General features: G+C 70.0%; 12 protein-coding genes. 4 read left to right on the forward strand and 8 right to left on the reverse strand.

Annotated features, from left to right (window positions below; translation table 11 throughout):
- Positions 1-84: 84 nt before the first annotated feature.
- Positions 85-630 (reverse strand): hypothetical protein, encoded by a 546-nt coding sequence (locus OG223_RS50985; RefSeq protein WP_329264506.1) that lies wholly within the window; start codon positions 628-630, stop codon positions 85-87.
- A 304-nt stretch (positions 631-934) separates the two neighbouring features.
- Between OG223_RS50985 and OG223_RS50990 the strand changes: the two genes are divergently transcribed.
- On the forward strand, positions 935-3,571 hold the full coding sequence (locus OG223_RS50990; RefSeq protein ID WP_329264508.1) for an alpha-L-rhamnosidase-related protein: 2,637 nt from the start codon (positions 935-937) through the stop codon (positions 3,569-3,571).
- A 118-nt stretch (positions 3,572-3,689) separates the two neighbouring features.
- Here OG223_RS50990 and OG223_RS50995 read toward each other — a convergent pair whose 3' ends face one another.
- Entirely contained in the window at positions 3,690-4,934 is a 1,245-nt protein-coding gene (locus tag OG223_RS50995; protein ID WP_329264510.1) for an acyltransferase family protein, read from the reverse strand.
- A 75-nt stretch (positions 4,935-5,009) separates the two neighbouring features.
- Here OG223_RS50995 and OG223_RS51000 point away from each other — a divergent pair, with 75 nt between their 5' ends.
- The 3 genes from OG223_RS51000 to OG223_RS51010 all read left to right on the forward strand — a co-directional run bounded on the left by OG223_RS51000 (position 5,010) and on the right by OG223_RS51010 (position 6,772).
- Entirely contained in the window at positions 5,010-5,465 is a 456-nt protein-coding gene (locus tag OG223_RS51000) for a hypothetical protein (protein WP_329264511.1), read from the forward strand.
- Between the two features lie 111 nt (positions 5,466-5,576).
- Positions 5,577-6,158, forward strand: a complete 582-nt coding sequence (locus tag OG223_RS51005; protein ID WP_329264513.1) for an RNA polymerase sigma factor — start codon at positions 5,577-5,579, stop codon at positions 6,156-6,158.
- Entirely contained in the window at positions 6,155-6,772 is a 618-nt protein-coding gene (locus OG223_RS51010) for a hypothetical protein (protein WP_329264514.1), read from the forward strand. Before OG223_RS51005 ends, OG223_RS51010 begins: the two co-directional genes overlap by 4 nt.
- 10 nt (positions 6,773-6,782) lie before the next feature.
- Here OG223_RS51010 and OG223_RS51015 read toward each other — a convergent pair whose 3' ends face one another.
- The 6 genes from OG223_RS51015 to OG223_RS51040 form a co-directional block, all read right to left on the reverse strand.
- The gene (locus OG223_RS51015; protein ID WP_329264517.1) at positions 6,783-7,631 is read right to left on the reverse strand and encodes a PaaX family transcriptional regulator; all 849 of its coding nucleotides are present in this window, start codon (positions 7,629-7,631) and stop codon (positions 6,783-6,785) included.
- 12 nt (positions 7,632-7,643) lie between these two features.
- Positions 7,644-8,090 (reverse strand): acyl-CoA thioesterase, encoded by a 447-nt coding sequence (locus OG223_RS51020; RefSeq protein WP_329264519.1) that lies wholly within the window; start codon positions 8,088-8,090, stop codon positions 7,644-7,646.
- The gene (locus OG223_RS51025) at positions 8,087-10,456 is read right to left on the reverse strand and encodes a bifunctional salicylyl-CoA 5-hydroxylase/oxidoreductase (RefSeq protein WP_329264520.1); all 2,370 of its coding nucleotides are present in this window, start codon (positions 10,454-10,456) and stop codon (positions 8,087-8,089) included. The genes OG223_RS51020 and OG223_RS51025 overlap by 4 nt, the downstream gene beginning before the upstream one ends.
- Positions 10,453-12,120 (reverse strand): AMP-binding protein, encoded by a 1,668-nt coding sequence (locus tag OG223_RS51030; protein ID WP_329264522.1) that lies wholly within the window; start codon positions 12,118-12,120, stop codon positions 10,453-10,455. Before OG223_RS51030 ends, OG223_RS51025 begins: the two co-directional genes overlap by 4 nt.
- Before the next feature lie 61 nt (positions 12,121-12,181).
- A complete protein-coding gene (locus tag OG223_RS51035; RefSeq protein WP_329264525.1) occupies positions 12,182-13,147 on the reverse strand; it encodes an acyl-CoA thioesterase in 966 nt (321 codons plus the stop codon).
- Positions 13,144-13,629, reverse strand: coding sequence for a cupin domain-containing protein (locus tag OG223_RS51040; RefSeq protein ID WP_329264526.1), 486 nt, complete (start codon positions 13,627-13,629; stop codon positions 13,144-13,146). Before OG223_RS51040 ends, OG223_RS51035 begins: the two co-directional genes overlap by 4 nt.
- Position 13,630: the final 1 nt, after the last annotated feature.

A 13,630-nucleotide genomic window follows, 5' to 3' on the forward strand; every position in this document is an offset into this window, starting at 1 on the left:
CATCCGTTCGTCGCGTCCCTGTGCGACCAAAGTCGTACGGGTCGTGCGTCGGGCGGGCTCGCCCACGCGCTGTTTCCGTGTTCGTCAGCCGTCGTTCTTGAAGGACTTGACCTGGCACTCGACCCTGTACTTGTCGTAGTTGGGCAGGTTCATGCTGTCGCCGCTGGCCATGGCCCAATTCCCTTCGGAGACAACGCTCTTGATCCCATGGGCGTTCATGCATCTGACCATGGCCCGCACCCCGTCGCTGTAGCGCGGGTTCTTCGCCGGGTCCATCTCCACCGGCTGCAGCGGGTATTTCAGCTCGCACGCCTTGAGCGCCGGGCTGTTGGCCGGGGCCTTCTGGTCTTTGGGCACTCCATGCTCGTTCAGGCAGTCTGTCCAGGCATCCCAGAGCCTGTTGACGTCGTCCTGATTGTCGTCGAGACGGATCCGTACCTGCCCGGCGTCCGCATCGGCCGTCGTTGTGCCGGCGGTCGCGGAGGGGTCGGCGATGGAGGCGACGCCTTCGTCGCGGGTGCCGCCCCCGCCACCGCAGGCGGCGAGCAGGACGAGCGTCGCGCCCGAGGCGACGACGGTCAGCAGGGGGCCGGCGACGCCCCCGCGGAGGTGAGGGGTGGAGGAGGACATGGCGTCAACGTGCCGTCCCCGTATGAAGATTCTGTCAGCGACCGGTCAGCGGTCCGTCAGCGTCCTGTCCGCCAATTCGGCAGTCTTCTGCCCACTGTCCCGACGGCCGTCCGCCCGCCTCTCCGATGGCCTGGAATCGTCACTCGTGTCACCACTTCCGTGCCTTCCCGCCACATGCCCGATCGGCGGGCGGTGTCCCGACAACTTCTGTCCCAACGCTGTACGGGCATCCGGTGTTCGAGATAGCGTCACCACGCAGTTGCCGAGTGAAACGATTCAACCCATTGCCGCACAAGGGGACAGCATGGCGTCGAACAGCACACCGGACAAGGGCATCTCGCGTCGCACGGCGCTGGCCGCAGCGAGCACCGTCGGGCTCACCGCAGTGTCCCTCTCCGCCGGACTCCCCTCGGCGGCGGCGGTCCCCGCCGAGCAGGCCTCCGCTTCCACCACCGGCAGCCCGTCCCGTCGTCCCGGCGGATGGCACCGCTACGTCCAGGGCCCGTCCTCGCGCACGGTCCGCCCGGTGCGGATCACCTCGTCGGGCGGGGACGTGAAGAACCCCGACGCGCTGCTCAGGCCAGGCGGTGCCAGATCCGTCCTGCGGCGCCCGCAGCCCGTGCCGGCGCCGGCCTGGCCCGCCGGCACCACCGCTGAAGCCTCGTCGGCCCACGCCGGGAACAACGGCAACGACGGACAGCCGCGCACCTACGACGCCTCCAACGCGATCGACGGCAACCCGGACACCTTCTGGAACGACGACACGCTGGGGGTGTTCCCCGACGTCCTCACCATCACGCTGCCGCAGGTCACGTCCCTGTCGGGCATCACCGTGGTCTCCAACAGCGACGGCGTGCCGACCGACTACACCGTTGACGTGTGGCGCGACGGCGACTGGCATCCTGCCGCCACGGTCGCGGGCAACAGCGCGGTGCAGAAGGCCGTTCCGTTCGCGGACGAGGTCGGCACCGACCGTGTGCGCATCACCGTGACGAACGCGCAGGACACCTCGCACGGTAACTTCACCCGGGTCAACGAGGTCTGGCCCGCGCCGGTCGAGCCGATCCCGGTACCGAGCGTCACCGTGGACTTCGGCAAGGTCGTGGTCGGATATCCGCAGATCCGCTTCACCTCCGCCTCCGCCAACTCCCCGGGCGTACGCGTCGCGTTCTCCGAGACCCGCGAATTCCTCACCGACCGCTCGGACTTCACCCGCGCCGACCAGGCGGGCGGCGCCGGAGGAGGCACGGACCAGTTCGCCGTCCCCGCGAAGGGCGCCAACTGGACCGACCACAAAGGCTTCCAGGCCGGAGACAAGGTCTTCGCGGACGGCCTGCACGGATTCCGCTACCTCAAGATCAGCCTCGACGCGCTCGCCTCGGACAGCCCCGCCGCGCAGCCCTGGGGGACGGTGGAAATCGACTCCGTGGCCCTTCAGTTCACCGCGTACGTGGGCACACCGAGCACCTACCGCGGCTGGTTCCTGTGCTCCGACGACGAGTTGAATCGTTACTGGTACGGCGCCGCGTACACCAACGAACTGGTCACCGACACCTTCCGTCAGGACGACGTCGACCCCCGCAACGCGTGGAGCGCCACGCTGGAGGGGAAGCTGGTCCTCCAGGACGGCGCCAAGCGTGACCGCGACCCGTACGTCGGCGACCTCGCCGTCTCCGCGCGCACCCTCTACCTGACCCACGACGACGCCGCCGCGGCGGCCCGCAACGTCCTGGCCGACCTCGCCGACCACCAGCGCGCCGACGGCTGGATACCGCCCGCCTCCATCGGCAACTACACCCTGCCTCTCTTCGACTATCCGCTGTACTGGGTCACTTGTAGCTGGGACTACGTCCTCTACACCGGGGACCGCCAGTACGCGACGCGCTACTACCCCACCCTGCTGAAGGTCCTGGACACCTGGTACCCGAGCGTCACGGACGACGCCGGCCTGCTCAGCAAGGGCCTCAACGGCACCGGCGGATACGGCGACTACGCGTTCCTCGGCCGCACCGGCCGCGTCACCTACTACAACGCGCTCTACGTCCAAGCCCTCCAGAACGCGGCCCAGTTGGCCGGCCTGCTGGGGCAGCAGGCCGACGCCACCCGCTGGAGCACCCGCGCCGACAAGGTCGCGCAGGCCGTCAACTCGCTGCTGTGGGACGCCGGTTCGGGCGCCTACCTGGACTCGTCGACGGGCGCGGTCCGGCACGCACAGGACGGCAACTCGCTCGCCGTCGTCACCGGCATCGCCGACGCGGACCGCGCCGCATCGGCGCTCGCCCATCTCGACGCGACCACGAAACGGCCGTACGGGAACGCCTTCATGGACAACGACACCATCTTCGACCAGGCCTCCCAGCGGGTGTACGCCTTCACCTCCTACCCGGAGATCGAGGCACGCTTCCTGGCCGGTCAGGCCGAGTCGGCGCTCGACCAGATCCGCCGTATGTACGGCTGGATGGACAAGAACGACCCCGGCATCACCAACTGGGAAGGCATCGGCCCGGGCGGTTCCCTCTACGAGGGCGCCTACACCAGCATGGCCCACGGCTGGTCCACCGGTGTGCTGCCGGCCCTGACCAACAACCTGCTGGGCGCCCGGCCGACCTCGCCCGGATACGCCACGTGGGAGGTGCGCCCGCAGCCCGGTGGCGTCGACTGGGCGACGGGCCAACTCCCCACCCCGCACGGCCCCTTGGGCGTCGAGTGGGAGAACGGCAAGCGCGTCTTCCGCCTCACCGTCCACGTGCCCGGGCACACGCAGGGTTCGGTCGCCTTCCCCGGCGACGCGCACGGCCAACGTGTGAGCGTCGGCCGGCGGACACTGTGGGACGGACGTCGCGCGTCGACCCGCGACGTGAGCGTGGTCGACGGCACGGTCACCGTGTCGGGCCTCGGCCCGGGCGACCACAGTTTCGTGAGCGAGCAGCGCGGCAACTGACGCCGTACGCAGGGATGTTGTCCGGTGCTGCGCGAGGGCGGCACCGGACGACGGGGCGAACAGAGCCTCGCCTCAAGCCGGTTGGGCGAGTGTCGTACATCCGGTTCGGCAGTACGGCTCAGAGCGCCGGTGAGCGTTCCGGCACGACGACCGGCTCCATCCGGCGCACTCGGTGCCGGGCGCGTCGGGCCAGGGGTCGTTCGACGAGGGCGTACGAGGCGAGGGCCGCGACGAGCGTGGCCGCGACGCCGGTCTGGAGCAGGGCGTCACCGCGCACACCGAGATCGTGCAACAGCCGGATGACCGGGTAGTGCCACAGGTACATGCCGTAGCTGAGGTTGCGCCCGACCCAGACCGGCGTGGACAGCGAGAGCAGACGCGAGGGCCAGGACTCGGGGCTGAGTTCGAGGGCGGCCACGACGCAGGCCGTCAGCAGGGCGGCGACCAGGAATCCGACCGTGTACCAGACCGGGTTCCACCCGCTGACCTCGGTGATCGGGATCTGCCAGGCGATCAGCCCGAGGAGCGCGAGCGCGGGCAGGCAGAGGCGTCCCGCCCATCGGCGCAGCAGCTCCAGGCGGGGATCGTCGGCGCGCAGCCGGGCCAGGACGAGGGCCAGCAGCGCGCCGACGAGGAGTTGGTCGGCGCGGGTGTCGGGGCCGTTGTAGATGCGGTGCGCGGCGGAGGGATCCCACAGCACCGTCCGCCAGAGCACCGGCAGGACGCACAGCACCGCGACGCAGGCCAGCGCCGTCCGAGCCCTCGCGTACCGCAGCAGGACGAGCAGCAGGAGCGGCCAGGCGAAATAGAACTGCTCCTCCACGCCCAGGGACCAGGTGTGGCTGAGCGGCGCGGTGAGATCCGAGTACGTCCCGGAGTCCCCGGCCCGGACGAGATTGACCACCGACCCCGCGGCCAGCAGCGCCGCCATCCACGCCCCGCGGAACAGCGGCAGCGCGAACGTCACGGACAGCACGGCGGTGACCGCGCACATCACCAGCAGGGCCGGCATCAGCCGCAGCCAGCGCCGGCGGTAGAACGACCACAGGCCGATGCCGCCGGTACGGGCGTACTCGCTCACCAGCAGCCGGGTGATGACGAAACCGCTGATCGTGAAGAACACGTCCACACCGATCGAGCCGCCGGGCACCAGGTCCGGCTCCACGTGGTAGACGATCACCAACAGCACCGCGACCGTCCGCAGCCCGTCCAGCCCGGTGACCCGCCCACCACCACGCAGCGCCGACGAGAAGCCCCGCCCACCGCCTCTGCCCCGCTCCGCAGGCGAGGGCGGCGGCGCCGCCCGTACATCAGGGCTCTGCTCCGCGGCCTCGTCTACCGTGCTCCGTTGGAGGGTGCTCATAACGGCGGCGTCTGCCCACGTCCGCCGGGATCACACAAATTCTCATGCCGCCCTCAGGCTGACGTCGTCGGGTTAATGTTCGATCTCGCCGACACCACGGAACGCGAAGTCGACGAAGGAGACGCGGTGCTGGGACTGCTGGGCTTCTACGACGAACTGGACAACCGTGCCGGTCAGCCGAACGGATCGGTTCGCGATGCCGTACGGCCCGTCGGTGAGCCGGACGAGGCGGAGCTGGTGGCCTATCTGGACGGCGGCCACGTCCTCCTCGACGTCATGGAAAGCGGTCACGACGTCATCACCGGGACCTCCCACCGGCACTCTCCGGGGTGCTCGTCACTGGTGACCGACGGCACCTGGCTCTGGCGCCGGGACTTTCCGCACTATGTGGAAACTCACCATGTCTCGCTGCCCGACGCGTTCGTCGAACACGTCCGCGGTCTGCGTCACCGGATGCCCGCCGTCACCGTCGAGGAGCTCGCTCCGCATCTGGACGAGACGCTGCCTCTGGTCGGCTGGGCCCGGCCATAGGCTTTCAGGTCATCCGGTCATGACTGGGATCCAGTCGGCAGGCGGACCGCGGCGGGAACGACGGCGCTGAAAGGATCCGGCCGCTGCCGGACAGTACGGGGTGTGGAATCCATGACGGAACAGGAAGCGCGCCGGATGCGGCGGGCGCGCTTCGAAGAACTGGCCTATCTGGTGGTGGAACCGCTGCACCGGTATCTGCGGCGACGGACGAGCGCCGACATGGTCGAGGACGTGCTGTCGGAGACGATGCTGGTGCTGTGGCGTCGACTCGACGACGTCCCCGGGCTCCGAGCGGGTACCGAGCCCGAAATGCCTCCCGATCCGGACGACGTGCTGCCGTGGTGCTACGGAGTGGCCCGCGGGTGCCTGGCGAACGCCCGCCGTGCCGACGGACGCAGGCTCCGGCTGATGGAGCGGCTGATCCGGAGCCAGGAGCAGTCACCGGAACAGGCCGCCGATCACGGCGAGTTGCATGCCGCGCTCGACGCCCTCGGGGCGCTGGACCGCGAGGTGGTGCGGCTGTGGGCGTGGGAGGGACTCGCGCCGCGGCAGATCGCGGAGGCGACCGGGCTGACGTCCAACGCGGTGAGCATCCGGCTCCATCGGGCGAAGGCGAGACTCGCCGACCGGCTCGGGCGAAAGGATGCCGAACAGTCCGGACACAAGAGGGATGAAGGAAGGAGCAGTCGATGAACGACGACGAGTTGCTGGCCAGGCTGAAGTCCGCGGACCCGGCACTGACCGGCATCGCTCCGCCACCCGACGTCAACCGCCTTGTGGAGGACACCTTGAACACCGACACCGCACTTCAGTCGGCGACCGCCGCCGCCGGAATCACGGCAGCGGGACGGGGACGCCGTCATGTCTTCGGACTCGCGGCGGCCGCCGCGGTTCTCGTGCTCGGCGGCGGCATCGCCGGAGGAATCATGGCGAACGACGGCAACAACGGCAGCAGTGCCAAGGGCCATTCGACCCCGGCCGGCGCGCTGCGGCTCACCGCCCGGGGCGGCTCCGGCAAGTGCGCGGTACCGGGGCTCGACACACTCAGCAAGTACCCGACCCTCTTCGAAGGAACGGTCACGTCCGTCGACGGTTCGACGACCACCTTCCGTGTCGACCAGTGGCTGAAGGGCGGCGACGCGGAGACGGTCGTGGTCGCGGGCGACACCGAGATCCCGGAGACGCTGACGTTCTCGGAGGGCGAGCACTACATCGTCGGCGCAGAGAACGGCTTCGTCCCGCCGTGCGCCGCGATCGACGCCTCGCCCGACACCATCCGCGAGTTCCGCCAGGCGTTCGGCAAGTGACCCGACCGGATCACGCGGAGTCGGCCAGCAGACTCCGGGCGAACTCGTGCGCCGGGTCCGCGAGGGTGTGCCGGAGCGTGGCGAAGAGATCGGCCGCCGTCGTGCCGGACCACGAGGCGGGGAGGAGGGTGCTGGGCAGGCCCGGGTCGAGGTAGGGCAACCGGCGCCAGGCGGTGAGGACTTGGACGTAGTCGATGAACGCGGCCCGGTCGGACACCTCGCCCGGCCCGGCCCAGCGCCCGGCCATCGGGGTGAACTCGGCGACGAAATCGTCGTAGAGCTTCTGGAGCGCCGCCAGGTCCCACCAGCGGCCCACCTGTTCGGCGGGGTCCCCGAAGGCCACATAGTCGCCGCGGAAGAGGTCGACGTACTGGTCCAGCCCGTGTTGGAGCAGGTGCTCGCGGGTGTCGTCGAGCGCGTGGGCCGGGGCGATCCAGATCCCCGACGAGACCGTGCCGAATCCCAACCAGGCCAACCGTGACCGGAGTTGATGGCGCTGTTGGCGTTCGCTCTCCGGTACCGAGAAGACGGCGATGACCCAGCCGTCGTCGGTGACGGCGTGGCGTTCGAAGATGCGCCGGTCGCCGGTTTCGAGGACGGAGCGGGCGTACGGCGAGAGCGCGTAGCCCGCACGGCCGTCCCGGCGCTCGGCCACCAGGATCTCGCGGCGCTTGAGCCGGGAGATCGACGAGCGGACCGCCTGGGCGTCGACGTCGAGTTCGGCGAGCAGTCGGATCAGGGTGCTCACACTGATCCAGCCGCCGACCTCGCGCGCGTAGAGGCCGTACACCGTCACGATCAGGGATCGCGGCGGTGCGGGCAGGCCCGGGCTGTCGTCTTCGAGATCGCTTGCCGTCACGATCGTAGTATTTCAGTGCGCCCTGGAGCTGTCCGATTCCGCCCGGGCGTCCGTCGCGCCCAGCGCCGTACGCCAGGCGGTAGGCCAGGGCGCACTGGAACCGGTCTCCTTGTCGGGGACGTGCACGGTGACATAGCTGCCCCGGGCGGCACGGCGCTGCCGGTCACCGTCCTCGGACGTGCGCCACACCTCGAAACCGAAGGTCATCGAGGACCGGCCGAGGCGGATCAGCTCGACCCGCGTCTCGACCTCCTCACCGAACCGGATCGACGCCTCGAACTCCACCTCGTAGCGCACCCTCGGTGCCACCGGGAAGTAGCCCGGAATGCCGTACGCGCGCATCAGTTCGGCCTCCGCCGCCTCGGCGAACCGGACGACGGTGGTGTTGTGGTAGATCCCGGCCGCATCGGTGTCGATCCACTCCAGACGGGCCCGGTGGACGCCGCGGGGCCCGCTCATTCCGCCGCCTTGCCCGGGGTCCACCGCAGGTGCACGGCGTCCCGCGGAGTCTCGCGCAGCAGCGCGAGACGCGGCCGGACCGCGTCGGTGCGTGAGGTGGGGGGCTTGCGGCGGCCGGCCGCGAACTGCGCCGGCCAGTCGGCGCCCGCGCCCCGGTACTCCTGCTCGGCCGCCGCCTGCAGAGTCCACTGCGGGTTGTACAGATGGGTACGGCCGAGCGCGCACAGGTCGGCCCGCCCGGCGAGCAGGATCGAGTTGACGTCGTCGTACGACGAGATCGCTCCTACGGCGATCACGGCCGCCCCCGCCGGAGCGGCGACCTCGTGCCGGATGCGGTCGGCGAACGGGGTCTGGTACGAGCGGCCGTACGCCGGCTTCTCGTCCTTGGTGACCTGGCCGGACGACACATCCACGGCAGCAGCGCCATGTGCGACGAAGGCGCGCGCGATCTCGACCGCGTCGTGCTCGGTGTTCCCGTCGGGGGTCCAGTCGGTGGCGGAGATCCGGACCGTCACCGGGCGGTCGGCGGGGAAGGCGGACCGTACGGCGTCGAAGACCTCCAGCGGGAGGCGGAGCCGGTTCGTCAGGTCGCCGCCGTACTCGTCGGTGCGGTGGTTGGCGACGGGGGAGAGGAAGGAGGAGAGCAGATAGCCGTGGGCCGCGTGCACCTCCAGCAGGTCGAAGCCCGCGTCGGCGCCCCGGCGGGCGGCGGACACGAAGTCGGCCACGACCGCGTCCATGTCGGCGCGGGTCATCTCGCGCGGCACATGGCAGCCGGTGCCGTAGGGCAGGGAGGACGGGCCCACGACCTCCCAGTTGTCCGTGTCGAGGGGTTCGTCGATGCCCTCCCACATCAGGCGCGTCGAACCTTTGCGGCCCGAGTGGCCCAACTGGAGGCCGATCTTCGCCGTGCTGCGGTCGTGGACGAAGGAGGTGACGCGCCTCCACGCCTCGCGCTGTGTGTCGTTCCACAGGCCCGTGCAGCCCGGGGTGATGCGTGCCTCGGGGGAGACGCAGACCATCTCGGTCATCACCAGGCCCGCGCCGCCGAGCGCCTTGGAACCGAGGTGGACGACATGGAAGTCGTCCGGTACTCCGTCGACGGCGGAGTACATGTCCATCGGCGAGACCACGACCCGGTTCTTCAGCTCCAGGCCGCCGATGGTGAACGGCTGGAACATCGCCGGGGCGGACTCGGCCGCGCCCTGGGCGTTCGCGAAGCCGCGCTCGATCAGGTCGGCGAAGCCCGGGTCGCGGTCCTTGAGGTTGTCGAAGGTGATCCGGCGGGAACGGGTCAGCAGGTTGAAGCAGAACTGCGCGGGGTCCTGCCCGGCGTAGCGGCCGATGTTCTCGAACCACTCCAGCGAGGCCTGCGCGGCGCGCTGGGTCGACTCCACCACAGGACGGCGTTCGGTCTCGTACGCCGTCAACGCCTCGTCCACGGTGGGGTGTTCGTGCAGACACGCGGCGAGCGCGAGGGCGTCCTCCATGGCCAGCTTGGTGCCGGACCCGATCGAGAAGTGCGCGGTGTGGGCTGCGTCGCCGAGCAGGACCACGTTGTGGTGGTGCCAGCGTTCGTTGCGGACCGTCGTGAAGTTGAGCCAGCGGGAGTTGTTGGTCAGGAGGGCGTGTCCGGCGAGTTCACCGGCGAAGATCTCGCGGATCCGGGCGACCGAGTCCTCGTCGCTGACGCCGGGCGGGAACTGCGTGCCCTCCGTCGAATCGAGGCCGGCCCTGCGCCACACGTCCTCGGCCATCTCGACGATGAAGGTCGAGCCGCCGTCGGAGAAGGGGTAACCATGGATCTGCATGGTCCCGAACTCGGTCTGCTTGACGAGGAATTGGAACGCCTCGAAGACCCGGTCGGTGCCCAGCCACATGTACTTGTTGGTGCGTTGGTCGAGGGAGGGGACGAAGGCGTCGGCGTACTTGGTGCGCACCGCCGAGTTGATGCCGTCCGCCGCGACCACGAGGTCGTAGGACCCGCGCAGTTCGTCGACGTCCGGGGCGAGGGTGCGGTAGTGCACGGTGACGCCGAGTTCGGCCGCCCGCTCCTGGAGGATGTGCAGCAGGTCCTTGCGGGCCATCGCAGCGAAACCCTGGCCGCCGACCGTGAAGGGGTGCCCGTCGAACTCGATGTCGATGTCGGTCCAGCGGGCGAAGCGGCTCTCCATCGCGTCGTGCACGACGGTGTCCGCGTTCTCGATGCCCCCGAGGGTCTCGTCGGAGAAGACCACGCCGAAGCCGAAGGTGTCGTCGGGCGCGTTGCGCTCCCAGACGGTGATCTCATGACCGAGGTCGAGCTGCTTCATCAGCGCGGCGAGGTACAGACCGCCCGGCCCGCCGCCCACGATCGCGATCCTCATGCCTGGTTCTCCTTCTCGACGATCTGACGCAGCAGGAAGTGCTGAAGCTTTCCGCTGGTGTTGCGGGGCAGCGCATCGCAAAAGCGCACCGCACGGGGGTACTTGTACGGCGCGAGGTGGGCCTTGACGTGGTCCTGGATGTCCTTGACCTTGGCCGCGTCGGCCACGACGCCCTCGGCCAGGACGACGAACGCGCAGACGACGGAGCCGCGTTCGGGGTCGGGCTTGGCGACCACCGCCGACTCGACGACGTCCGGGTGGGTGTTGATCGCGGACTCGACCTCGGGACCACCGATGTTGTAGCCGGAGGAGACGATCATGTTGTCCGTGCGCGTGCGGTAGTAGAAGTAGCCGTCCTCGTCGCGGACGAAGGTGTCGCCCGTGACGTTCCAGCCGTTCACGACGTAGTTCCCCTGGCGCCGGTCGTCCAGGTAACGGCACCCGACCGGGCCGATCACGGCCAGCCGCCCCTCGACACCCGGGCCGACCTCCTCGCCGTCCAGGTCGAGGACGGTGGCCCGGTATCCGGGGACGGGCCTGCCGGTCGAACCGGGCCGGATGTCGTCACCGGCGGCGGAGATGAAGATGTGGATCATCTCCGTGGCGCCGATGCCGTCGATGACCTTGATCCCGGTCTCCTCGTGGAGCTGCTGCCAGACCTCTTCCGGTATGTGCTCCCCGGCGCTGACCGCGGCGCGCAGACCGTGCAGCCGGTCCGCCTTCCCGGCCTTGAGGATCTGCCGGTACGCCGTCGGCGCGGTCGCCAGCACGGTGACCCCCGCCTCGGCGACCAACTCGGCCAGCGGCTCCGGCGCCACGGCCTCCGTCAGCAGCGCGCACGCACCGGCCCGCAGGGCGCAGACGACCAGGATGCCGAGCCCGAAGGTGAACGCGAGCGGCGCGGTGCACGACACGAGATCGTCGGGCCGCAGCCGCAGCGTGTGCCGGCCGAAGGTGTTGTCGATCGACAGGATGTCGCGGTGGAAGTGGGTGGTGATCTTCGGTACGCCGGTGCTGCCCGAGGTGGGTCCGAAGAGGGCGACGTCGTCGGCGGCCGTGTCGACCGCGGTGAACTCGCCTGGTTTCGCCGCCACTTGGCGCGACAGGTCATCGGGTGCGTCGCCGCCGTACGCCACGATTTTGAGATCGGGCAGGACGGTGTCGCGTACGGTCTCGACGTCCGCGGTGAAGCGGTGGTCGACGAGTGCCACGGCCGGGCGGGTCTTGTCGGCCACGGGGGTGAGTTCACGGGCCCGCAGTGCCGCCATGGTGGTGACGACGATGCCGCCGGCCTTCAGGGTGCCGAGCCAACACGCCACGGTCCAGGGGTTGTTGGGGGAGCGCAGCAGGACCCGGTTGCCGGCGACCAGACCGAGGTCGTCGGTGAGGACGTGGGCGATCTGGTTGGCGCGGCTCAGCAGTTCGCCGTAGGTCCACACCTCGCCGTCCGGGGTGCGCAGGGCCGGGCGGTCGGGGCCGAAGGCGGCGGTGGGCACGTCGATGAGTTCGGCACCGGCGTTCAGGCGCTCCGGGTAACGGAGTTCGTCGGTGGTGAACTCCAGGACCGGCCACTGGGCGCGCGGCGGGAGATGGTCGCGGGCGAACGTGTCCGGATAGGCGGAGGGCGAGAGGCCCATCGGTTCCGTCGGGTCCAACTGGTCCATCGGGAGGTTCCTTTCCGCAGGCCGGGGGCGGGCCGTGCAGGGATCAGGAGCTGCGTGGGAGTCAAGAGCTGCGGATCAGGCCTTCCTGGACGACCGTGGCCAGGTGGGTACCGGTGGCGCTGAAGAAGCGGCCGAGGGCGAGGCCACGGCCGGTATCGGCGGCGACGGCCTCCTGGGCGTAGAGGAGCCAGCCGTCCATGGGGCCGGGCCGGTGGAACCACATGGCGTGGTCGAGGCTGGCCGTGACGAGTCCCGGCAGCGCCCACGGCAGATCCAGTACACGCAGGACGGGTTCGAGGATCGTGTAGTCGCAGACATAGGCGAGCGCGGCGAGGTCGCGCTGCTCGTCGGTCAGGCCCTCGACGGGCCGCAGGGTGTCGAACGGCCTTACCCAGACGGCCTGTTGGGGCACGCGCTCGCCCTCGACCGTGAGGTAGACGGGTCCGGGCACGTGCCGCATGTCGAAGCTGCGGCCGCCGCTCCAGTACGCCTCGGAGGTGTCGGTCATGGTGCCGCGAGGCGCGGTGGTGTCGCGCAAGTACGAGGCCGAGCTGGGCAGTTCGGTGGGATCCGGGACGCCGACGGGAGGCTCGGCGGCGAAGGTCGCGCCCGGCTCGCCCGCGGCGAAGTTGGCGAGGCAGGTGTAGACGGGCTTGCCGTTCTGGAAGCCGCGGACCTGCCGGGTGGCGTAGCCGCGCCCGTCGCGCAACAGCTCGACCTCGTAACGGACTTCGGCGCCGATGTCGACCGGCCGCAGGAAGTAGGAGTGCATCGAGTGCAGCGTCTTGCCCTCGACCGAGCGCATCACGGCGGCGGTGGCCTGGGCGACCATGTCGCCGCCGTAGGCCTTCGGCCACGGGCAGGGCTGGGTGGTCGCGGTGAAGGCGAGATCGAAGTGCTCGGGCTCGACGGGGGTCAGCGCGATCGCGGCGGTGAAGATCGCCGAGGTCTGGCCGGAGCGGGTGTCCGCGCGGACGTCGGTGTCGGTGGTCCGGGAGTCGGCGCCGGTGCTCTGGGTGTCGTTCACGGCCGGTCCAGCCAGTCGCGCAGGTCGGCGTCGGCCACCTCGGCCAGGTTGACCACGATGTTCTCCGGAGTGCGGGTCGTCATCCAGGTCAGCGGGTTGTTGCGGTCGAGGTTGCACTCGACGTGCGGCATGAACGGCGGGACGAAGACCCAGTCGCCCTCCGTGAGGTCGAGGTAGTCCTCGAACCGCTCGCCGAAGTAGATCCGGGCCCGGCCCGAGAGGACGTAGCCACCGGTCTCGGCCTCGCCGTGGTGGTGCGGCACCGATCGGTAGCCCGACTCGTTGCTCACCTTCCCGAACCACAACCTGGTGGCGGGTGTGTGCTGGACGGACACACCGGAGATCCGGCTCGCGCCGGCGGACTGCCCGGTGGCACCGACCTCCAGACCCGCTCGGGTCACGACCGGTACGACCAGGCCGGACTCGTTCGCGTACGACGAGTTGTCGCCCTCTAGGACGTACTGGGAGAAATCGGGTTCCATG

It is taken from the genome of Streptomyces sp. NBC_01478 (assembly GCF_036227225.1).
In the GTDB taxonomy this organism is placed as follows: Bacteria; Actinomycetota; Actinomycetes; order Streptomycetales; family Streptomycetaceae; genus Streptomyces.

What these genes read in the sequence shown, in the direction of transcription:
- OG223_RS50985 (WP_329264506.1), bottom strand. Translation starts at nt 630, where the DNA reads ATGTCCTCCTCCACCCCTCACCTCCGCGGGGGCGTCGCCGGCCCCCTG.
- OG223_RS50990 (WP_329264508.1), top strand. Translation starts at nt 935, where the DNA reads ATGGCGTCGAACAGCACACCGGACAAGGGCATCTCGCGTCGCACGGCG.
- OG223_RS51020 (WP_329264519.1), bottom strand. Translation starts at nt 8,090, where the DNA reads ATGAGCGGGCCCCGCGGCGTCCACCGGGCCCGTCTGGAGTGGATCGAC.
- OG223_RS51005 (WP_329264513.1), top strand. Translation starts at nt 5,577, where the DNA reads ATGACGGAACAGGAAGCGCGCCGGATGCGGCGGGCGCGCTTCGAAGAA.
- OG223_RS51010 (WP_329264514.1), top strand. Translation starts at nt 6,155, where the DNA reads ATGAACGACGACGAGTTGCTGGCCAGGCTGAAGTCCGCGGACCCGGCA.
- OG223_RS51000 (WP_329264511.1), top strand. Translation starts at nt 5,010, where the DNA reads ATGTTCGATCTCGCCGACACCACGGAACGCGAAGTCGACGAAGGAGAC.
- OG223_RS51025 (WP_329264520.1), bottom strand. Translation starts at nt 10,456, where the DNA reads ATGAGGATCGCGATCGTGGGCGGCGGGCCGGGCGGTCTGTACCTCGCC.
- OG223_RS51030 (WP_329264522.1), bottom strand. Translation starts at nt 12,120, where the DNA reads ATGGACCAGTTGGACCCGACGGAACCGATGGGCCTCTCGCCCTCCGCC.
- OG223_RS50995 (WP_329264510.1), bottom strand. Translation starts at nt 4,934, where the DNA reads ATGAGCACCCTCCAACGGAGCACGGTAGACGAGGCCGCGGAGCAGAGC.
- OG223_RS51040 (WP_329264526.1), bottom strand. Translation starts at nt 13,629, where the DNA reads ATGGAACCCGATTTCTCCCAGTACGTCCTAGAGGGCGACAACTCGTCG.